Here is a 20,795-nt window from a genome sequence, read left to right on the forward strand (position 1 = left end):
GGGTTTTAAAGCGCTTTATATTGCCGCTGATGCCTGCATTTTAAAGCCGCTTGAGGTTATAATGCCGAGCTTATTTGAATCAGGACTCTTTCAACGGAGTTCCTTCAACAGGACTTTTGAAACAGGATAATTGTCGGCCATGTTACTGCGAGCAATCACCCCACAGGATTGGGATGCCATTTTAGCAATCCAAGATGAGTGTTACTCACAACTGGATCCTGAGCCATTGCACGTGCTGCAAAGTAAATGGCAGGTATCGCCACAGTCCTGTTTTGTGTTCGAAGTAAATGGCTCAGTTGTCGGTTATTGCTTGGCTCACCCTTGGACCACCAATATGCCGCCAGCGCTCTATCAGCCCATCACCCATTTACCTAAGGCTGATACTTTATATCTGCACGATATTGCGCTTTCAGCCAAAGCCCAAGGTTTAGGCGCCGGTGCTAAAGCACTCACCCGCTTAACACTGCTGGCGGATCGATATAATCTCAATTCCTTGTCCCTCGTTGCCGTTCAAGGCGCCGACAGTTATTGGCTAAAAATGGGCTTTAAGCCTCAGGCCATAGACAAGTGCCTTGGCAGTTATACCGACGATGCCATGTATATGATTTATAAATTTAATCATAGAGATGAAAGATGAATCCAACCCTGACCACTATCGGTTTACTCTGCTTGAGCAATATCTTTATGACCTTTGCTTGGTACGGGCATTTGAAAACCTTAGGCTCAAAGCCTTGGATTATCGCCGCCTTAGTGAGTTGGGGCATCGCCCTATTTGAATACTTGCTGCAAGTGCCCGCTAACCGTATCGGTTACACGGTTATGAATGTCGGCCAGTTAAAAATTTTACAAGAAGTCATCACCTTAAGTCTGTTCGTCCCCTTTGCCTATTTCTATATGAAAGAGCCATTGAAGCTCGATTATCTGTGGGCAGGATTGTGCATATTAGGTGCTGTGTATTTTATTTTTAGAAGTGAATTTAATTAATTTCAGACTTATTTCAGGAGAGCTCCCCCATGGCCCGTCAAGTCACTTATACCTTCAAAGGTAAGACTAAAACCATCGCCTTTAGCTACGATAAACACCATGATTTATATGAAGCCGTGGCCGAAGCCGAAGGCATCGATCTGACCAAATTTTTAGCCATGGAGCAACAAGTCGCCATGACGTCGCGCAAGGGTGCTAAGGCTGAAAAAGAATTCAGAAAAGTAGAATTTGCCCGTTTTGGCTTTAGCAATATCCACTTTGTCAGAGACGAAGAACCCGAAGCCTAGGCAGGATATTCATTTTTGTATTCGCTTTAAGCACTTTAAAAACAGGACACTGTGATGCTCAATACCGAACATGCTAACTTTCCCCGTGCGGGATTCTTTCGCCGCTTAGGTGCTGCCGTTTACGATTCGCTGTTAGCTGTGGCCGTTTATATGGTTTCTGGCGCTGTGGGCTTTGGCATTTTCTACGGCCTTACCGCTTCAGGATTGGCTGGCATGAATGGCTTTGAGCATGTCTCTGACGCGCTCAATGGCACACCGATTTACCACGGTATTTACCAACTCTGGCTCGTCTTGTGTGTCGGCACTTTCTACGCCTTGTTCTGGAGTAAGGGCGGTCAAACCTTAGGGATGCGCGCTTGGCGGCTTAAGATCCAACATCCAAACGGCCAAAACTTAAGCATGATCACGGCCTATGCGCGTATCGTTTGGTCACTGCTCGGCATTGGTAATCTGTGGATCCTCATCAATGGCAACAAGCTTGCCCTGCAAGATAGTATGACCCGCTCAGAAGTGGTTGTATTGTCTAAAGAAGCCAACCAAATGCGTAACTGGCACGGCGCCTAAACTTACTTTTTAGTAAATTGTCAGCATAAAAAAACGACGCAAAAGCGTCGTTTTTTATGGGCTATTTTTATGGGCTGTTCTTAATAAACTATTCTTATAAACTAAATAGGGAGTAATAAGATGAGTATCATCGCCGGATAAAATAGAAGGCAACACCAGTAAACAGCAAGCTTGGTGCCACAGCCCCCACATAGGCAGGTAACTCATACACTATGCTCATAGGACCAAAAATCTCATTACTGATATAAAAGCTGAAACCCGCCACAACCCCGAGCAATACCCGCGCGCCCATAGTCACAGTTCGCAGCGGCCCAAATACAAACGACAGTGCCACTAACATCATCACAGCGACAGTCACTGGCTGCATCACCTTGCGCCACAGCGCTAGCTCATAACGGCTCGGATCTTGGCTGTTGGTTTTAAGGTAATCGAGATAACCGACCAGACCGCGGATAGATAACGCCTCAGGTTTAATCGAAACTACACTGAGCTTATCCGGCGTTAAACTCGACTGCCATTGATCTTCTTCCAGATACTCAAGCACGACTTTCTCATAGCTTAAATCGGTACGTTTGACATCGAATAAACGCCAGCGGTCTTGGGAAAACACCGCGCGATCCGCATGCACTACGTTGGTGAGCTTAAGTTCGCTATTGAACTTATAAAGCGTAATATTGTTGAGTTTATTGATGTTTTCAACTTCACCAATGTTCACGAACAAATCCCCGTCTTTTGCCCAAATACCGCGATGGGACTTAATTAAACTCCCGCCTGAGAGTTTAATGGCTTGCAACTCATTAGCTTTTTGCTCGGCAATCGGTGCGCCCCATTCCCCTAACACCATCACCAGCAACATCAAGGGCACAGCGGTTTTCATCGCCGACATAGTGATCTGCAAACGTGACATGCCAGAAGCTTGCATCACCACAAGTTCAGAGTTCGATGCCAGCATTCCCATGCCAATCAATGCGCCCAGCAACACGGCCATAGGGAAAAACATTTCGATGTCCCGTGGCACTAAAAACAACACATAGATGCCCGCATCCATCATGCTATAGGTGCCACGACCGACTAAGCGCAGCTGGTCAACCCATTTAATGATGCCCGACAAGCCAGTCAACACCAGCAAACACAGCGCTGAAGTGCTTAACAATACTCTGGCGATATAAAGGTCTAATATCTTCATGCCGCCACCTTCTTATGGGCAAACAGGGTCGAGATACGACTAAATATAGGCCTATCTTTGCCGAGCAAGAACAGCCCCATCAAGAGAGCCGAAATATGGATCCACCACATGCCTAAATACAGTGGAATAATCCCATCTTGCAATGCCTTACGTCCGGCGACCATGAGGCCAAAATAGCCAAGGTACAAGAGTACTGCAGGGAACATTTTAGCGAACTTACCCTGACGCACATTCACCCGCGCCAGTGGCACCGCAATCAAGGTCATGATCGGAATCGCCAGCGGAATGGCAAGACGCCAATGGAATTCGGCAACGGCTTCCGCCCCTTCGATTTTTACGAGTTCATCGACGGGCAGCGCAGATAACTTACGCCGACGCTCGTCGACTTGCTGCTCTTTAATTTGCATTTTATAACCACCAAATTCGATCATTTGGTAGTCCTTCGCCTTCGGGCTGCCTTGATAACGTACGCCATCATTCAGGTTTAATTGCTGGGCACCAGAGCTATCTTCCTGCACTCGCCCACCTTTGGCCACCACCACATTGGTGACGCCGGTTTCGTCATCAGGGTCTGGCAACTGGGCCACAAACACTTTATCTAACTCGTTATCTTTACCGATACGTTCGACAAATAATACCGCGCGGCCATTAGGGCTCGCCTGAAAACGCCCTTGTACTAAGGCCGCAAGCCCGGCTTCGGACTGGGCTTTTTCGAGCACTTGGTTTTGCTGCTCTTCTGCCCAAGGGGCGACATAAAGGGATAAATAGCCGGTAAACAACATATTGATCACGGCAAGAATCAGCGTCACGCGGGTGACATACCACTCACTGACCCCAACACCGTGGAGAATGACCATTTCATTTTCGGAATACATACGGCCGTGGGCCAGTAAAATCCCCAAGAACAAACTTAACGGCAGGACTAAGATCACCAGATAAGGCAAGTTAAGCCCAATCAGGGTCATGATTAAAGAGGCGGGAAAATCGCCGTCGGAGGCATCGGCCAGTATACGCACGAAATGCTGGCTAATAAAAATAGTTAACAGCACTAAAAGTACCGCAATTTGTGCCTTTAAAACTTCTCGAATAAGGTATGTAAATACAATCACAGGCAGGATCCGGTCTCTAAACTTATCTTTTTGCTGGTAACAGACTAACTTTCATGTAAACTGTTTACTTTTGATAGTTTTCTGACCAGCTTCAGGGGTTCTAGGTAAACTTAACGTCACGAAATGCGTGACTCAAGCGCCGAGAATAAATCACCTTTGGAGTAATAACTTAGGCCCTTTTCGGGACAAGCAGACATTATCCAATAAATATAAAAATTTGTCTTTAAGAATCTAGGAGTGCTCATGGAGTTTAGCGTAAAGAGCGGTAGCCCCGAAAAACAACGCTCAGCCTGTATCGTGGTCGGTGTTTATGAACCCCGTCGTCTGTCGGGTATCGCGGAGCAATTAGATAAAATTAGCGAAGGTTATATCAGTAACCTACTGCGTCGCGGCGATCTGGAAGGTAAACCTGGCCAGATGTTGTTGCTGCACCATGTTCCTAACGTATTGAGTGAACGTGTATTATTAGTGGGTTGTGGCAAAGAACGAGAACTAGACGAACGCCAATACAAACAAATCATCACTAAGACAATCAACACCCTTAACGAAACAGGTTCAATGGAAGCGGTTTGCTTCTTGACTGAACTGCACGTGAAAGGCCGCGATACTTATTGGAAAGTACGTCAGGCGGTTGAAACCACCAATAGCAGTCTTTACAGCTTTGATGCCCTGAAGACCCGCAAAGGTGAAACTCGCCGTCCACTGCGTAAATTAGTGTTCAATGTCCCGACTCGCCGTGAATTAACCTTAGGTGAGCGCGCCATCGAGCATGGTATGGCAGTGTCTGCCGGCATGCACTTATGTCGCGATGTGGCCAACATGCCACCTAACATCTGTAATCCAGCCTACTTAGCTTCTCAAGCTCGCCAAATGGCTGAAATACACGACACACTGCATGTCACCACTATTGGTGAAGAGCAAATGGCTAAACTGGGCATGAACTCATACCTTGCAGTCGGTCGCGCCAGTGCCAACGAATCCATCATGACTGTGATGGAATACAAGGGCGCTGTCGATAGTACTGAGAAACCCATAGTATTAGTCGGTAAAGGGTTAACCTTCGACTCGGGTGGTATTTCATTGAAACCTGGCGAAGCAATGGACGAAATGAAGTACGACATGGGCGGCGCAGCGGGTGTTATCGGCACCATGAAAGCCATCTGTGACATGAAGTTACCTATCAACGTTGTGGGTATTCTGGCTGGCTGTGAAAACATGCCATCGGGTAATGCTTACCGTCCAGGTGACATTCTGACCACTATGTCAGGCCAAACCGTTGAAGTGTTAAATACCGATGCTGAAGGCCGTCTAGTTCTGTGTGACGTGTTGACCTATGTTGAGCGTTTCGATCCTGAATTGGTTATCGATACAGCGACTCTGACTGGCGCATGTGTGATTGCCCTTGGTAAACACGCATCGGGTCTGTTCTCATCGCATAACCCACTGGCACACGAGCTATTAAGTGCGGGTGAGCAAAGTGGTGACCGCGCATGGCGCATGCCATTGTGGGATGAATATCAAGATATGCTCGACAGTCCATTTGCTGACATGACCAACTTAGGTGGCCGTCCAGCAGGTGCTATCACAGCAGCATGTTTCCTCTCGCGCTTTGCTAAAAAGTACAACTGGGCTCACTTAGACGTTGCGGGTACGGCTTGGAATAGCGGTGCTAACAAAGGTTCTACCGGTCGTCCAGTGCCACTATTGACTCAGTTCCTGATCAATCGTGCAGGCGTTGAACTCGGCGAATAGCCGACTATCTGGTCTTAGTGTTTTAAAGAGCAGATAAATCAAAGGCGAAGATGAAAATCTTCGCCTTTTTTATTCGCTATTTTATTCTGAAAATCAATTTCCTGGATAAGGGCTTAAGTTAGAAAATCTAGAAAACTGATGCTATTAAAATAATATTTTCAACAGATAACAATAAAACCTAAGTCATCAAAAGCGACTTGAAAGCATCCCATTAAGCCCCGCAAGACAGTGATAGATAAAAGCTCAGCGTAAGGTTTGCCCCAAGCATTAACCCATACTGACTTTTAGTGTAAACTGCTGCTTTCGTTCGCCACTAAAACAAGTGAAGCAAGGCATTGAAATCATGACTCAAGTGCTGTTTTATCTCATGCCGCCAGTGGCATCACCTGCCAAGGCCAAGGTTGATTCACCTGTTGCAACCGCGAATGCAAACCCTGCACTTTGCGAGATGCATCTTCTGGCATGCCAACTAGCGCAGCAGGCTTTTGTGAAGCAACAATGGGTCTATATCCATTGCCAAGATAAGCAGCAAGCCCATGCGATTGATGAACTTTTATGGCAGTTTGAGCCAAGTGCTTTTGTGCCACATAACCTCAAAGGTGAAGGCCCGATGACGGGATCGCCGGTAGAAATTGGTTTTGATCGCCTCGGCGCCAACAAAAGTCGCCAAGTTCTGATTAATCTTGCAGACCAAGCGCCCCCATTTGCGGTAAACTTTGGCCACATTATCGATTTTGTTGCCAATGACGATCAGCATAAAGCGGTCGCTCGCGAACGTTATCGACAGTATCGCGGCTTAGGGGTCAATTTACAGACCCAAGACTTAGCAACACATCCACTTAATTAGTTTGAGACAGACACGTTCCCATGGAAAAAACATACGATCCGCAGTCCATCGAGCAAACTCTTTACCAAAACTGGGAAGAGCAAGGTTACTTCAAGCCACACGGTGATGAATCCCAAGGCAATTATTGCATCATGATCCCGCCACCAAACGTGACGGGCAGCTTGCACATGGGCCACGCCTTCCAAGACACCATTATGGATACTTTGACCCGTTACCAACGGATGAAAGGCAAAAATACCCTATGGCAAGTCGGTACTGACCATGCGGGTATCGCCACCCAAATGTTGGTTGAGCGTAAGCTTGAAGCCGAAGAAGGCAAAAATCGTCATGACCTAGGTCGCGATGCCTTTATGGATAAAGTGTGGGAATGGAAAGCGCAATCGGGCGGCACTATCACTAAGCAGCTACGTCGTATGGGCGCTTCGGTTGATTGGGACCGCGAGCGTTTCACTATGGATGAAGGCTTATCTAAGGCCGTGCAAGAAGTGTTTGTACGTCTGTACGAAGACGAGTTGATTTATCGCGGTAAGCGTTTGGTCAACTGGGATCCAAAGCTGCACACGGCTATCTCTGATTTAGAAGTGGAAAGCAAAGAAAAACAGGGCCACATGTGGCATCTGCGTTATCCACTGGCCGACGGTGAACTGACTGCCGATGGTAAAGACTATTTAGAAGTCGCTACCACGCGTCCAGAAACCATGCTCGGCGACAGTGCAGTTGCAGTGCATCCCGATGATGAACGCTATCAAGCGCTAGTCGGTAAGTTTATTCTATTGCCGATTGTTAACCGCCGCATTCCTATCGTGGCCGACGATTACGTCGACATGGCCTTTGGTACAGGGTGTGTAAAGATCACCCCTGCCCATGACTTTAACGACTATGAAGTCGGTAAACGTCACAACCTGCCAATGTTCAACGTACTGACCTTAGATGCCGCCATTCGTGCAAGTGCCGAAGTGGTGAACTCTGACGGTACTTTCAACAAAACGCTCGATGGCAGCCTGCCAGAACGTTTTGCCGGACTTGACCGTTTTAAAGCGCGCGATGCTATCGTCGCCGAATTTGACACCTTAGGTCTGCTCGAAAAAATCGCACCTCATGCCTTGAAAGTGCCTTACGGCGATCGCTCAGGTGTGGTTATCGAGCCAATGCTAACCGACCAATGGTATGTGGCTGTTGCGCCAATGGCGAAAACCGCTATCGAAGCCGTTGAAAATGGCAGCATTAAATTTGTGCCGCAGCAATACGAGAACATGTACTTCTCGTGGATGCGTGACATTCAAGACTGGTGTATTTCGCGTCAATTGTGGTGGGGTCACCGCATCCCTGCATGGTACGACGAAAACGGCAAAGTCTATGTCGGCCGCAACGAAGCCGACGTCCGTGCTAAGCACAATATCGCCGACTCAATGACACTGCGCCAAGACGAAGACGTACTGGACACTTGGTTCAGCTCAGCCTTGTGGACTTTCTCAACCTTAGGTTGGCCTGACAATTTAGAAGATTTAAAAACCTTCCACCCAACCGACGTGTTGGTGACAGGTTTTGACATCATCTTCTTCTGGGTTGCCCGTATGATCATGATGACCATGCACTTCATCAAAGATGAAGACGGCAAGCCACAAGTCCCGTTCAAAACTGTCTACGTGACCGGCCTTATCCGCGATGAAGCGGGTAACAAGATGTCAAAATCTAAGGGTAACGTACTCGACCCATTAGATATGATCGACGGTATCGGACTTGAAGATTTAGTTGAAAAACGTACCGGCAACATGATGCAGCCACAACTAGCAGCCAAGATTGAAAAGAGCACTCGCAAAGAATTTGCCGACGGTATCGAAGCCCACGGCACAGATGCACTGCGCTTTACGCTTGCGGCAATGGCATCAACGGGTCGTGACATCAACTGGGACATGAAGCGCTTAGACGGTTACCGTAGCTTCTGTAACAAGTTATGGAACGCCTCACGCTACGTGCTGATGAATACAGAAGATCAAGATTGCGGCCCAGGCTCACCAGAGCACAAAGGCGGCGAGATGGAACTGTCGTTGGCCGATCGCTGGATTATTGGCTTGTTCAATCAAACCGTTAAGACCTTTGACGATCACATGACAGCCTACCGTTTCGACTTAGCAGCCAATACCCTGTATGAGTTCACTTGGAACCAGTTCTGTGACTGGTACTTAGAATTAACTAAACCGGTATTGCAAAACGGCACTGAAGCACAAATGCGCGGCACCCGTCACACCTTAGTGACAGTGCTCGAAGCGATGCAACGCCTGATGCACCCTATGATGCCGTATATCACAGAAACCATCTGGCAGCGCGTTAAACCGTTAGCGGGTGTCGCTGGTGATACCATCATGCTGGCACCGTTCCCAACATTTGATGCCGCTAAAGTCGATAGCGCTGCAATGGCCGATTTAGAATGGGTTAAGCAAGTGATTGTCGCCGTGCGTAACATTCGCGCCGAACTGAACATTGCCCCATCTAAGCCGCTAAATGCCCTACTTCGTGGTGTTAGCGCACAAGATAAAGCCCGTGTTGAAGCCAACCAAACCTTCTTCACCACACTTGCCCGCTTAGAAAGCATGACCATTTTAGCCGATGGCGAAACTGCGCCTATGTCGACCACAGGTTTGATTGGCGAAATGGAGCTGCTGATCCCTATGGCAGGCTTAATCGATGTCGCCGCCGAAATGGCCCGTATCGACAAACAGCTTGAAAAGCTCGGCCAAGAGATCGCTCGCATCGAAGGCAAATTGTCGAACCAAGGTTTTGTGGCAAAAGCTCCAGCCGAGGTTATCGACAAAGAGCGCGCTAAGATGACCGATCTCAAGCGTGACATGGACAAGCTCAACGAACAAAAATCAGAGTTCGCTAAGTTAGAAGCTTAAGCTTCTCATTTACTCTGATTCACTTGTTATGATTGGTTTTAACTGAATGAAGGGCAGCCACTAGGCTGCCCTTCTTGTATCTATATCGCACAATCTATGAGCGATTATGAGCCTTCATCTTCGCTTTTGAGCCAGATGCAGTACTAAATCCAAACCCATTCTCAACACTGCCCTTTAACTTACTGCACCGCGTTGAAACCACCTCACCATTCATCTTAATCACTCCCCGTGGTCTATCGCTCATGAGCTCACAAGTCGCCCATCACTGCCTGCATGAGCAAACAACACACATGCAGACCAAAAAGCAGCTAATACCTCTCGAGGCTGCACTGAGAGAGCTGACATTGAGTGCTGACATCGATACCTAATGTCGTCATAGACTCTCGGCACAAGCAAAAACAGATTATTTAGTGAGTAGAACCTAGAAAGAGAAGTGTTAAAAGCGAAATGGCTGAAGATAGCGACACCGAAGAAAGCTAAACCGAGATAGCTAAGCCATAGAATGATCAGCCGAAGGATAAGTAAACCAAGAGATGAGAGGTAAAGAGAGGTAAGCCGAAACGGATAAAGCAATAATGAGTTAACCACTAAAGACTAAAAATAAAAAAGCCCTGCAATTGCTTGCAGGGCTTATCTATATGGTGCGCGTGGAAGGAGTCGAACCTCCGACCGCCTGGTTCGTAGCCAGGTACTCTATCCAGCTGAGCTACACGCGCAAACTCGTTTTTATACTTCTAACAGATCCAATCAAGATTGAGTCTAGGATAAGCACTTTTATCTCGCAACTTTATTCTATTCCCCTCGACTAAGAGAATAGAATGGCGGAGAAGGAGGGATTCGAACCCTCGATGGGAGTTAAAGCCCATACTCCCTTAGCAGGGGAGCGCCTTCGGCCACTCGGCCACCTCTCCGCGTTTAACGCTTTAAATCAACAAGACGTGTCTCGTTAACTGTATTGGTGCGCGTGGAAGGAGTCGAACCTCCGACCGCCTGGTTCGTAGCCAGGTACTCTATCCAGCTGAGCTACACGCGCATGTTAAACGGTAAAACACTAATTTAATTGCAACAACCGCAATGATATTAGCTTAAATTGGTGCGCGTGGAAGGAGTCGAACCTCCGACCGCCTGGTTCGTAGCCAGGTACTCTATCCAGCTGAGCTACACGCGCATTTAAAACGGTAAACATTAATACGACCGAAATCATATTAATCTAAATTGGTGCGCGTGGAAGGAGTCGAACCTCCGACCGCCTGGTTCGTAGCCAGGTACTCTATCCAGCTGAGCTACACGCGCATTTTAACATTTTGCTATAAGCAAATATCTACAAAATTTCTAACTGAAATTCAAAACTGATGAGTTAAAGATTAACTAATGCAGAGATGGTGCGCGTGGAAGGAGTCGAACCTCCGACCGCCTGGTTCGTAGCCAGGTACTCTATCCAGCTGAGCTACACGCGCGACTTGTATCTAAATTTACTTTTTCAATAAAAAATGGTGCGCGTGGAAGGAGTCGAACCTCCGACCGCCTGGTTCGTAGCCAGGTACTCTATCCAGCTGAGCTACACGCGCACTGTTTTCTATCGGTAAGAAATGGCGGAGAAGGAGGGATTCGAACCCTCGATGGGAGTTAAAGCCCATACTCCCTTAGCAGGGGAGCGCCTTCGGCCACTCGGCCACCTCTCCGTTTTCTTGGCGCACATATTACTGTTTGACGAAAATAAGTCAAACCCTTTTTCCGAAACAGATTCCATTTGAACTGTTTTTAATCACATTGCTGTTATATCAAGCCAATGTATTGATTTGCGCCAATCTTTCGGTCTAAAAAATAAAAAAGCCAGTTAAAAAACTGACTCTTCTGTTGCCGTAATACTCTTGCCAAGACAAGGTACTAAAAGTTACCACCTTCCGATGGTGTACCTGACTTTTCAGATTGAATGCGTTGGTAGATTTCTTCACGGTGAACAGAAACCTCTTTTGGTGCATTCACACCAATACGCACTTGATTGCCTTTTACCCCTAGCACTGTAACTGTGACTTCATCACCAATCATCAGTGTTTCGCCAACACGACGAGTCAAAATCAGCATTCGATAGCTCCTTTATTTCTTAATTCAGCTTACACACGGCACTCATCCGGTAGATGGGCTTATTATAAGGTCAGCTTAGTACAAATTAATAGTATTCAATACTCAAACGGTTATTTAATTACACCTTATTTAGCTCGAAAGCGTGATGTAACGCCCGAACCGCCTTGTGTAAGTCCCTTTCATCGATAACGGTTGACAATTTACTCTCTGACGTCGTGAGTAACTTAGCATGAATAGTTTCATTACCCAAGACTTCTAACATCTTAGTCAATAATCCCATTTTTGCCTGTAAACCTTTGCCAACTAAAGATACTTTTGCACGTTGCCGTTCGATAATCAATGGTCCGAGAGCAAGGCTTTCGCTTAAGCCTTCGAGCTCATTAAGCAGAGTATCAACCTTAGCTTCAGCGAGCATAAAACTGACTCGACCCGAAGGATCATCCTCGTGGATCCTCAATGGGGAAATAAATTCCACATCGATTTCCAATCGCGTTAAACAGCCTAACAGCGCTTGATAGCGTTCACTGGTGGTAAACAGCCCTTCAATCGTCAGCGTTGCCAGCGCCTTATTAATCGCAATACCTTGGACTAACGAGGCAATAGTGAGTTCAGACTCATCGCCAAATTGGATTAACGTCCCCTGCCCAGCTTCAAAACTCGACAGGACTCGCAATGGCACGCGAAAACGCTCGGCGTATTCGACTGAATCGGGATGCAGTACTTTAGCGCCTAACTTTGCCATTTCGAGCATCACATCAAACCCAATCACATCGAGACGACGAGCACTGCTATCAATATTCGGATCTGTGGTAAATACGCCCGCCACATCAGTAAAAATCTGGCATTCATCGGCTTCTAACGCCGCCGCTAAGGCTACAGCAGTGGTATCTGAACCACCGCGTCCTAAGGTTGTGACTTCGCCTTGAGGATCGATGCCTTGAAACCCTGCAACGATCGGCACAACACCATCGGCTAGCAGGGATTGCAAATACTCAGTATCCACTCGCTCGATGCTGGCACGGCCGAATTGACTATTAGTATGAATTTGTACTTGATCGCCCGTAAGGGATTTCGCTTTTATGCCGCGACGTTGTAGCGCCATCGACATCAAGGCAATGCTCACTTGCTCACCCGTTGACACTAACATGTCTAATTCGCGCGCCGAGGCCCGCGGATTAATTTGTGCTGCCAGTGCAAATAGGCGATTAGTCTCACCCGCCATCGCAGATAAGACTAAGACTTGCTGCTCACCATTGTGAGCTGACTTTGTAATCTGCTCAGCGACCGCTTCGATACGTTCAATAGAACCCACCGAAGTGCCGCCGAACTTTTTCACAAAAAGCTTGCTACCACTAAGCTTTCGTTTTTGGGGCACAGCAACCTCTTAAGCTAGACGCTCAGTAATCCAAGGTAATACTTGAGCCAATGCCGCATCCAGATTTTCTGGCTGGCTACCGCCCGCTTGAGCCATATCAGGACGACCGCCGCCTTTACCGCCCACTTGTGCAGCGACCATAGCGACTAGCTCACCCGCTTTGACTTTGCCGATAAGATCGTTACTCACACCGGCGATCAGGTTAACTTTCCCTTCCTGCGCAGTGCCAAGAACGATAATGGCCGATTTCATTTTTTGTTTTAATTCATCTTGCAGACCGCGTAATGAGCTTGCCTCAACGCCGTCTAACTTTTTGATCAGTACGTTAACGCCATTAACCACAACGGCATCGCCCACTAAATCAGCACTGGCTGCAGCTGCGAGTTTATCTTTCAACTGCGCCATTTCTTTTTCGAGTTGCTTCATCTTATCGAGCTGGGCTTTTAACTTAGCGACAACTGAGTTGGCATCGCCTTTCAATAAGGCTGCAGCTTCTTCCAGTTCAGCTTGTTGCTGCGCCACATAGGCCATAGCCGCAGCGCCAGTAACGGCTTCGATACGACGAACACCCGCAGCAATACCCGCTTCAGAGGTGATTTTGAATAAGCCAATATCGCCCGTGCGGCCCACATGGGTACCACCACACAATTCGATAGAGAAATCGCCCATAGTCACAACACGCACTTGTGAGTCATATTTCTCACCAAAGAGCGCCATTGCGCCTTTCTCTTTGGCTTCATCTATACCCATTTCAGCGGTTTTCAGCTCATGGTTACGACGAATTTGAGTGTTAACTAATTCTTCAACTTCTTTTAATTCAGCGGCTTTTACACCTTCGAAATGGGAGAAGTCAAAACGCAAACGCTCAGGATCAACCAATGAACCTTTTTGCGAAACGTGAGTACCGAGCACTTGACGCAGTGCGGCATGCAGTAAATGCGTAACAGAATGGTTTAACTGAGTACGGTGACGCAGTTTTTTGTCGACTTTTGCTTCAACAACTTGGCCAACACTCAAGTTACCTATAGCTAACACACCTTGATGGCCCGTTGCTTGACCATACTTTTGTGTGTCGTTAACCGTAAACTCAACACCGCTCGCAACCAGTTGGCCTTTATCGCCCACTTGACCGCCAGATTCTGCGTAGAAAGGTGTTACATCGAGCACGACAACCGCTTCGTCACCCGCTTTGATCGCCGTCACTGACTCACCGTTTTGATAAATCGCGGTGACCTTAGCTTGACCCGCTAATTCGGTGTAACCACTGAATGCGGTTTCAGCATCGATTTTCAGCGCCGCGTTATAATCTGCACCAAAGTTACCGGCAGCTTGTGCGCGGCTACGTTGTTCAGCCATGGCGACTTCGAAACCTGCTTCATCGACAATGATGTTGCGCTCACGACACACGTCAGCGGTTAAATCCATTGGGAAGCCATAGGTGTCATACAGCTTAAATACCGTTTCACCGTCTAAGGTGTCACCTTTTAACTCGTTTAAAGCCGCATCTAAAATGCCTAAACCACGTTCAAGCGTACGGGCAAATTGCTCTTCTTCCGCTTTCAGTGCTTTTTCAACAATCGCTTGAGTCTCAGCTAACCCTTTGGCCGCATCGCCCATCACCGCAATCAAAGACGGAACCAGCTTATAGAAGAAAGCTTCGGTCGCGCCTAACTTGTTACCATGGCGAACTGCGCGGCGGATAATGCGGCGCAGCACATAACCGCGGCCTTCATTCGACGGCATAACGCCATCGGCAATAAGGAATGCACATGAACGGATATGGTCGGCAATGACGCGCAGTGACTTCTCGGTTAAATCGCTTACGCCGATGATTTCAGCCGCTTTGGCGATCAGCGTACGGAAGATATCGATTTCGTAGTTAGAATGTACGCCTTGCATAATCGCGGCAATACGCTCAATCCCCATGCCAGTATCAACCGATGGCTTAGGCAAAGGTAGCATTTCACCCGATGCTTGACGGTTGTACTGCATGAACACTATGTTCCAAATTTCGATGAAACGGTCACCATCTTCTTCAGGACTGCCAGGACGGCCGCCCCAAATGTGATCGCCATGGTCATAGAAAATCTCAGAACATGGGCCGCAAGGACCGGTATCACCCATTTGCCAGAAGTTATCTGACGCATAAGCAGCACCTTTATTGTCGCCGATACGGATAATGTTCTCGGCAGCAACACCAATCTTTTTATTCCAGATTTCAAAGGCTTCATCATCTGTTTGATAAATCGTGACGCACAGACGTTCTTTCGGCAGCTTTAAAGTTTCAGTTAAAAAAGTCCAGCCAAAACGGAGCGCTTCTTCTTTAAAATAATCACCAAAACTGAAGTTACCCAGCATTTCGAAAAAGGTGTGATGACGTGCTGTATAACCGACGTTATCTAAATCGTTATGCTTACCACCGGCGCGTACACAACGTTGAGCAGTGGTCGCACGCGTATAATTACGTTTGTCCATGCCAAGAAACACGTCCTTGAACTGGTTCATGCCTGCATTGGTAAATAAAAGTGTGGGATCGTTGCCTGGCACTAATGAACTACTGTCCACAACTTGATGACCATTGCTGCGGAAAAATTCGAGGAAAGCGCTTCTAAGCTCTGCTGTAGTTTGATACATGAAATCATCCTGAATTGGGTAAGCATTACCAGCTACGCCTTAGGCTAGCCGTATTTCTATTTGCCCAGCATTATAAGCAGACTAAGGAAGGACGACCAGCCTTGATTGGTGATATGCACATCAGGAATTTAATATTTTTGCGTGAATAGCCCATACCAGAGTAGCTAGAGGCAAAACAGCAATAATAAAGGACAATGACAGACTCTGCGGGTTAGGTGCAAAAAGTACAGTATTTGAGCAAGTGGGTAAAGTGTCGGGAACGAAAGCAACAAAGCCCATTTGATGACATTTTAGAAGAAATTTTCTGAGGGCTTGTTAAAGAAGCTTTTACAGTCTTAAGGTTACATCGCAATCGATGAATTGAGGCGATTAATAATCGTCGTCGAGATCATTGGGATCTGAATCTAACGCATAAGTGATTTGATCGTAGCTAAAGCCTTGGCCCATCAAAAACCGCACTCGTTTAGCCTTTTCCTTCGCGATGACATCCCGAGCTTTAGAGCCCTTCACTTCTGTTACGCGGGGAACACCATACTTTTTGGTGGCTTTATCTTTTGCTAGTTCAAACCAGTCACAATCGCTATTGGTTATCGCCGCTTCAATGCAATCTTTAGCCAAGCCTTTTTGCGCTATCGCTTGGCGAATGCGGATGGCACCGTGGCCTCGACTAATGTGGCTACGGACCAACAGTTCAGCATAGCGATTATCATTGATAAAACCGGAGGATTCGCAAGCATCGAGCACAGGTTCGATATCATTCAGTTCGAAACCTTTTTCGAGCAATTTATCGCGGATTTGTAGGCGGGAATAATCGCGGCGCGCTAACAGCGCGACCGCGATTTGACGGGCTGACTGACTCAGAATACTTCGCCTGTTTCTAAATCAACATTATCTTCCGTGCTAGCATCAGCTTTGGCAGCCAGTGCACTAGGATTGCTCAAAAGTAACTCACGTAATGTCTTGTCAATTTCAGTAGCAATGGCTGGGTTTTCAGTCAAATATTTACCTGCATTAGCACGGCCTTGACCGATTTTATCGCCTTTATAACTGTACCAAGCACCCGCTTTTTCAATCAACTTATGGGCTACGCCTAAGTCAACTAACTCACCAGTACGGTTAATACCTTGGCCATAAAGGATTTGGAATTCAGCTTGCTTGAACGGTGCTGCAACCTTGTTTTTCACCACTTTAACACGAGTTTCATTACCGACAACTTCATCGCCGTCTTTAATGGCACCAGTACGGCGAATGTCTAAACGGACAGAGGCATAGAACTTCAGTGCGTTACCGCCGGTTGTGGTTTCAGGGTTACCGAACATAACACCAATCTTCATCCGGATTTGGTTGATGAAGATAAGTAAGGTGTTAGATTGCTTTAAGTTACCCGCAAGTTTACGCATGGCTTGGCTCATCATACGTGCCGCTAGGCCCATGTGAGAATCACCAATTTCGCCTTCGATTTCAGCTTTAGGCGTTAATGCCGCCACTGAGTCGACGACGATAACGTCAACAGCGCCTGAGCGAGTTAATGCATCACAAATCTCAAGCGCTTGCTCGCCGGTATCTGGTTGCGAACACAGCAGGTTATCAATATCTACGCCCAATTTTTTAGCATAGATAGGGTCGAGTGCATGCTCAGCATCGATAAAGGCACAGGTTTTACCTTCACGTTGCGCTGCGGCAATCACTTCTAAAGTCAGTGTCGTTTTACCTGATGATTCAGGACCATAGATCTCAACGATACGACCCATTGGCAAACCGCCAGCGCCTAAAGCAACGTCCAGAGACAGAGAACCGGTAGAAATGGTCTCAACATCCATAGAGCGATCTTCACCCAGCTTCATGATGGAGCCTTTACCAAATTGTTTCTCAATTTGGATCAATACCGCAGCAAGTGCTTTCTCTTTATTTGGATCGACCTTCATTCCAGTTCCCTCATCAAGACAAGCCTTAAGCTGTCAAAAGTAATATTCAATTTACAAACGGGTAATTCAAAAAGCCGCGCTTTTTTCCTTAATTCTGCTGACTAGTATACTGTACAATCATACAGTATCAAGACCTGTGACTGAATTATTTTTAGCTAATGGGATTTTTTAATATGGCCAAGGTTTTAGCGAATATCAAATCGGATATTGCATTCCTTTGACGAATATCCGTCATCAAGGGCTCAATTTTCGGTAAATTATTGCTAAGATTGGCGCAGCAAATTTTGCGTGGTCTTTTTAGCTGAAAATTGTACAGCAGTCTTCTGCTTCCATAGCGCTTAATCCCACATAACCACGGCAGTCACAACGGACGATAACGATTTAATGAATGTAATTGATACCGATGATTTAGAAAAACATACTCCTATGATGCGTCAGTACTTGACCATGAAAGCAGAACATCACGACATGTTGCTGTTTTATCGCATGGGTGACTTCTACGAGTTGTTTTATGACGATGCTAAACGTGCTTCTGAGCTGTTAGGCATTTCACTCACGGCGCGCGGTAAAAGTGGTGGCGATCCTATCCCCATGGCGGGACTGCCTTACCATGCTGTGGAAGGCTATCTTGCGAAATTAGTTCAAATTGGTCAATCGGTTGCGATATGCGAACAAATTGGCGACCCAGCAACCTCTAAAGGTCCTGTTGAGCGTAAAGTGGTGCGTATCGTCACGCCTGGCACCTTAACCGACGAAGCCCTGCTGCAGGAACGCCAAGACAATCTATTGGCAGCGGTTTATCAAGGTAAAATCGGTTTTGGTTATGCCACTCTGGATGTTTCATCCGGACGTTTTGTGATTGCTGAGCTCGACACACGAGAGTCATTAGAAGCTGAATTGCAACGCACTAATCCCGTTGAAATTCTCTACAGTGAAGACTTTGGCGAACTAGGTCTACTAAACGGTTTTAAAGGTAAACGTCGTCGCCCTGAATGGGAATTTGATTACGACACTAGCATCAAGTTACTACTGGCTCAGTTTGGCACGAAAGACTTGCATGGTTTTGGTATTGCAGATGCACGTTTATCACTGCAGGCTGCAGGTTGCTTGATGCAATACGTCAAAGACACACAGCGCACAGCCCTGCCCCATATCAATGCCATTACCCGCTTTAATCAAACCGATAGCATAGTGCTTGATGCGGCAACGCGCCGAAATCTAGAACTCACTCAAAACCTTGCCGGTGGCCGCGATAATTCCTTGGCTGCAGTATTGGATAACACGGCGACGCCTATGGGCAGCCGCATGTTGCAACGCTGGATCCATCAGCCACTGCGAGATCCTAAGCACATCAAAGCACGCCAACAGGCGGTGGCTGAATTACTCGATACCGACGCCCACGAAGGTCTGCATGAGCAATTAAAGGCACTTGGCGATATCGAACGTATCATGGCAAGACTCGCGCTGCGTACCGCTCGCCCAAGGGACTTTGCCCGTTTACGTCAAGCACTGGGCTTACTACCTGAATTACAACAGAGTTTAAGCACACTGAGCGCGCCGCACACAACTCAATTACGGCAACACTTAGGTGAGTTCCCCGCTGAACAAGCCTTGCTTGAGCGCGCGATAGTCGATAATCCTCCCATGCTTATCCGCGATGGCGGTGTGATCCGTGAAGGCTACAACAGCGAATTAGATGAATGGCGCGGTCTTAGCGAAGGTGCGAGTGATTACTTAGTACAACTCGAAGCCAGAGAAAAAGAACGTACAGGTATCAACACACTTAAAGTCGGCTATAACCGTGTACACGGCTATTACATTGAAGTGAGCCGCTTGCAATCCTCGCAGGTGCCGCTCAATTATCAACGACGTCAAACCCTTAAGAATATGGAGCGTTATATCACGCCCGAACTTAAGGAGTACGAAGAAAAAGTGCTCTCGAGCCAAGGTAAAGCACTGGCACTCGAAAAGCAGTTATGGGAACAATTATTTGATCTTATTCTGCCAAAATTACATGAATTACAAGCTTTTGCTCGAGCGGCGGCAGAACTTGATGTGTTAAGTAACTTTGCTGAGCGCGCCGAAACCTTAGGCTACACTTGCCCTGAGCTGAGCCAAGATATCGGCGTACAGATAGAGGCTGGTCGTCACCCAGTGGTGGAACGTGTGAGTCAAACACCGTTTATCGCTAACCCAGTCACCTTGCACAATCAAAGACGTATGTTGATTGTCACCGGACCTAACATGGGCGGTAAATCGACCTATATGCGTCAAGTCGCTTTGATCACGCTGATGGCTCATATTGGTTGTTTTGTGCCAGCAGATCGCGCACTGATCGGCCCTATCGATCGTATCTTTACCCGTATTGGCGCATCAGACGATCTGGCCTCTGGTCGTTCAACCTTTATGGTCGAAATGACAGAAACCGCCAACATTCTACACAACGCCACCGCCAGTAGCTTAGTGTTAATGGATGAAATCGGCCGCGGAACATCCACCTATGATGGTTTATCACTTGCTTGGTCGGCGGCAGAGTATTTAGCCCAGCAAGTCGGCGCTATGACCCTATTCGCCACCCATTATTTTGAACTAACTCAGTTGCCTGAATTAATGGCCGGTGTTTACAATGTGCACCTCGATGCCATTGAACACGACGATACCATCGCCTTTATGCATGCAGTGCAAGAAGGCGCCGCTAGTAAAAGCTACGGCTTACAAGTTGCGGCGCTTGCTGGCGTACCAAACAAAGTGATTAAAGCCGCTAAACATAAGTTGCAGCAATTGGAGAGTCGCGATCATCAAGCTGAAGGAACGAGGACGCCTATTCAAAGCTTACTCGCGTTACCTGAACCTGTTGAGAATCCAGCGCTAACGAAGTTAAGTAGCATTAATCCCGATAACTTAACGCCAAAACAAGCACTTGATTTGCTCTATGAGCTGAAACGTCTGAGCTAAAGCTCTGTGAACGGATGATATTCGCCAAGCAATATGATCAGCAATAAAGGACTAGAAACAATAACGCCCACTCTTTAGTGGGCGTTTTACTTTTATCGACTAGACCTAAGCACTAGACTAAATCACTAGACCTTAGCTAGGAGCTAGGCATAGAGATCAACGAACAACTGATCTTAATTTCTCATTTATTAGTTT

General features: G+C 47.1%; 15 protein-coding genes and 8 tRNA genes. 8 read left to right on the forward strand and 15 right to left on the reverse strand.

The window, feature by feature from the left end; genetic code table 11:
* The first annotated feature begins 139 nt into the window (after positions 1 to 139).
* The 4 genes from AC5YB3_RS05245 to AC5YB3_RS05260 are packed head-to-tail and all read left to right on the forward strand — an operon-like array spanning position 140 to position 1,835.
* Positions 140 to 637: a GNAT family N-acetyltransferase gene (locus tag AC5YB3_RS05245; protein ID WP_006082591.1), complete on the forward strand. Its 498-nt coding sequence runs from the start codon at positions 140 to 142 to the stop codon at positions 635 to 637.
* Positions 634 to 984: a DMT family protein gene (locus tag AC5YB3_RS05250; protein WP_006082592.1), complete on the forward strand. Its 351-nt coding sequence runs from the start codon at positions 634 to 636 to the stop codon at positions 982 to 984. Before AC5YB3_RS05245 ends, AC5YB3_RS05250 begins: the two co-directional genes overlap by 4 nt.
* Positions 985 to 1,013: 29 nt before the next feature.
* Positions 1,014 to 1,271, forward strand: coding sequence for a DUF2960 domain-containing protein (locus AC5YB3_RS05255; protein ID WP_006082593.1), 258 nt, complete (start codon positions 1,014 to 1,016; stop codon positions 1,269 to 1,271).
* A gap of 54 nt (positions 1,272 to 1,325) precedes the next feature.
* On the forward strand, positions 1,326 to 1,835 hold the full coding sequence (locus tag AC5YB3_RS05260; RefSeq protein WP_006082594.1) for an RDD family protein: 510 nt from the start codon (positions 1,326 to 1,328) through the stop codon (positions 1,833 to 1,835).
* Positions 1,836 to 1,962: 127 nt separating this feature from the next.
* Here the strand turns inward: AC5YB3_RS05260 and lptG are convergent, their stop codons facing one another.
* Both lptG and lptF read right to left on the reverse strand, forming a co-directional pair.
* Positions 1,963 to 3,021 (reverse strand): LPS export ABC transporter permease LptG, encoded by a 1,059-nt coding sequence (gene lptG / locus AC5YB3_RS05265; RefSeq protein WP_006085768.1) that lies wholly within the window; start codon positions 3,019 to 3,021, stop codon positions 1,963 to 1,965.
* Positions 3,018 to 4,130, reverse strand: a complete 1,113-nt coding sequence (lptF, locus tag AC5YB3_RS05270; RefSeq protein ID WP_494526704.1) for an LPS export ABC transporter permease LptF — start codon at positions 4,128 to 4,130, stop codon at positions 3,018 to 3,020. The genes lptG and lptF overlap by 4 nt, the downstream gene beginning before the upstream one ends.
* A 243-nt stretch (positions 4,131 to 4,373) precedes the next feature.
* Here lptF and pepA point away from each other — a divergent pair, with 243 nt between their 5' ends.
* The 3 genes from pepA (at position 4,374) to AC5YB3_RS05285 (ending at position 9,626) form a co-directional block, all read left to right on the forward strand.
* Positions 4,374 to 5,882 (forward strand): leucyl aminopeptidase, encoded by a 1,509-nt coding sequence (gene pepA, locus AC5YB3_RS05275; protein ID WP_006082597.1) that lies wholly within the window; start codon positions 4,374 to 4,376, stop codon positions 5,880 to 5,882.
* A 343-nt stretch (positions 5,883 to 6,225) separates the two neighbouring features.
* Positions 6,226 to 6,729 carry a DNA polymerase III subunit chi gene (locus tag AC5YB3_RS05280; protein WP_071938331.1) on the forward strand — a complete coding sequence of 168 codons (504 nt, stop codon included), beginning with the start codon at positions 6,226 to 6,228 and terminating at the stop codon, positions 6,727 to 6,729.
* Between the two features lie 20 nt (positions 6,730 to 6,749).
* Complete coding sequence (locus AC5YB3_RS05285) at positions 6,750 to 9,626, forward strand: valine--tRNA ligase (protein ID WP_259569561.1); 2,877 nt, start codon at positions 6,750 to 6,752, stop codon at positions 9,624 to 9,626.
* A gap of 639 nt (positions 9,627 to 10,265) precedes the next feature.
* On the opposite strand, the gene AC5YB3_RS05290 is transcribed toward AC5YB3_RS05285, so the two are convergent.
* From AC5YB3_RS05290 to recA, 13 genes are all read right to left on the reverse strand, one after another.
* A tRNA-Arg gene (locus AC5YB3_RS05290) sits at positions 10,266 to 10,342 on the reverse strand.
* A gap of 103 nt (positions 10,343 to 10,445) precedes the next feature.
* Positions 10,446 to 10,537: transfer RNA gene (locus AC5YB3_RS05295), tRNA-Ser, on the reverse strand.
* Positions 10,538 to 10,582: 45 nt separating this feature from the next.
* Positions 10,583 to 10,659: transfer RNA gene (locus AC5YB3_RS05300), tRNA-Arg, on the reverse strand.
* A 58-nt stretch (positions 10,660 to 10,717) separates the two neighbouring features.
* A tRNA-Arg gene (locus tag AC5YB3_RS05305) sits at positions 10,718 to 10,794 on the reverse strand.
* Positions 10,795 to 10,842: 48 nt separating this feature from the next.
* Positions 10,843 to 10,919 (reverse strand) — tRNA-Arg (locus AC5YB3_RS05310).
* 87 nt (positions 10,920 to 11,006) lie between these two features.
* A tRNA-Arg gene (locus AC5YB3_RS05315) sits at positions 11,007 to 11,083 on the reverse strand.
* Between the two features lie 34 nt (positions 11,084 to 11,117).
* Positions 11,118 to 11,194 (reverse strand) — tRNA-Arg (locus AC5YB3_RS05320).
* A gap of 22 nt (positions 11,195 to 11,216) precedes the next feature.
* Positions 11,217 to 11,308 (reverse strand) — tRNA-Ser (locus AC5YB3_RS05325).
* A gap of 205 nt (positions 11,309 to 11,513) precedes the next feature.
* Positions 11,514 to 11,711, reverse strand: coding sequence for a carbon storage regulator CsrA (gene csrA / locus AC5YB3_RS05330; RefSeq protein WP_006082602.1), 198 nt, complete (start codon positions 11,709 to 11,711; stop codon positions 11,514 to 11,516).
* A 118-nt stretch (positions 11,712 to 11,829) separates the two neighbouring features.
* Positions 11,830 to 13,086, reverse strand: a complete 1,257-nt coding sequence (locus AC5YB3_RS05335) for an aspartate kinase (RefSeq protein ID WP_006082603.1) — start codon at positions 13,084 to 13,086, stop codon at positions 11,830 to 11,832.
* 9 nt (positions 13,087 to 13,095) lie between these two features.
* Positions 13,096 to 15,720 carry an alanine--tRNA ligase gene (gene alaS, locus AC5YB3_RS05340; RefSeq protein ID WP_494526705.1) on the reverse strand — a complete coding sequence of 875 codons (2,625 nt, stop codon included), beginning with the start codon at positions 15,718 to 15,720 and terminating at the stop codon, positions 13,096 to 13,098.
* Positions 15,721 to 16,089: 369 nt separating this feature from the next.
* Positions 16,090 to 16,560: a regulatory protein RecX gene (locus AC5YB3_RS05345; protein ID WP_422397708.1), complete on the reverse strand. Its 471-nt coding sequence runs from the start codon at positions 16,558 to 16,560 to the stop codon at positions 16,090 to 16,092.
* A gap of 17 nt (positions 16,561 to 16,577) precedes the next feature.
* The gene (gene recA / locus AC5YB3_RS05350) at positions 16,578 to 17,645 is read right to left on the reverse strand and encodes a recombinase RecA (protein WP_011847432.1); all 1,068 of its coding nucleotides are present in this window, start codon (positions 17,643 to 17,645) and stop codon (positions 16,578 to 16,580) included.
* Between the two features lie 384 nt (positions 17,646 to 18,029).
* Here recA and mutS point away from each other — a divergent pair, with 384 nt between their 5' ends.
* Positions 18,030 to 20,600 carry a DNA mismatch repair protein MutS gene (gene mutS, locus AC5YB3_RS05355; protein ID WP_494526706.1) on the forward strand — a complete coding sequence of 857 codons (2,571 nt, stop codon included), beginning with the start codon at positions 18,030 to 18,032 and terminating at the stop codon, positions 20,598 to 20,600.
* The last annotated feature ends 195 nt before the right edge of the window (positions 20,601 to 20,795 follow it).

This window comes from Shewanella sp. 1311 (genome assembly GCF_059338235.1).

What these genes read in the sequence shown, in the direction of transcription:
- AC5YB3_RS05245 (WP_006082591.1), top strand. Translation starts at nt 140, where the DNA reads ATGTTACTGCGAGCAATCACCCCACAGGATTGGGATGCCATTTTAGCA.
- AC5YB3_RS05250 (WP_006082592.1), top strand. Translation starts at nt 634, where the DNA reads ATGAATCCAACCCTGACCACTATCGGTTTACTCTGCTTGAGCAATATC.
- AC5YB3_RS05255 (WP_006082593.1), top strand. Translation starts at nt 1,014, where the DNA reads ATGGCCCGTCAAGTCACTTATACCTTCAAAGGTAAGACTAAAACCATC.
- AC5YB3_RS05260 (WP_006082594.1), top strand. Translation starts at nt 1,326, where the DNA reads ATGCTCAATACCGAACATGCTAACTTTCCCCGTGCGGGATTCTTTCGC.
- lptG (WP_006085768.1), bottom strand. Translation starts at nt 3,021, where the DNA reads ATGAAGATATTAGACCTTTATATCGCCAGAGTATTGTTAAGCACTTCA.
- pepA (WP_006082597.1), top strand. Translation starts at nt 4,374, where the DNA reads ATGGAGTTTAGCGTAAAGAGCGGTAGCCCCGAAAAACAACGCTCAGCC.
- AC5YB3_RS05280 (WP_071938331.1), top strand. Translation starts at nt 6,226, where the DNA reads ATGACTCAAGTGCTGTTTTATCTCATGCCGCCAGTGGCATCACCTGCC.
- AC5YB3_RS05285 (WP_259569561.1), top strand. Translation starts at nt 6,750, where the DNA reads ATGGAAAAAACATACGATCCGCAGTCCATCGAGCAAACTCTTTACCAA.
- csrA (WP_006082602.1), bottom strand. Translation starts at nt 11,711, where the DNA reads ATGCTGATTTTGACTCGTCGTGTTGGCGAAACACTGATGATTGGTGAT.
- alaS (WP_494526705.1), bottom strand. Translation starts at nt 15,720, where the DNA reads ATGTATCAAACTACAGCAGAGCTTAGAAGCGCTTTCCTCGAATTTTTC.
- recA (WP_011847432.1), bottom strand. Translation starts at nt 17,645, where the DNA reads ATGAAGGTCGATCCAAATAAAGAGAAAGCACTTGCTGCGGTATTGATC.
- mutS (WP_494526706.1), top strand. Translation starts at nt 18,030, where the DNA reads ATGAATGTAATTGATACCGATGATTTAGAAAAACATACTCCTATGATG.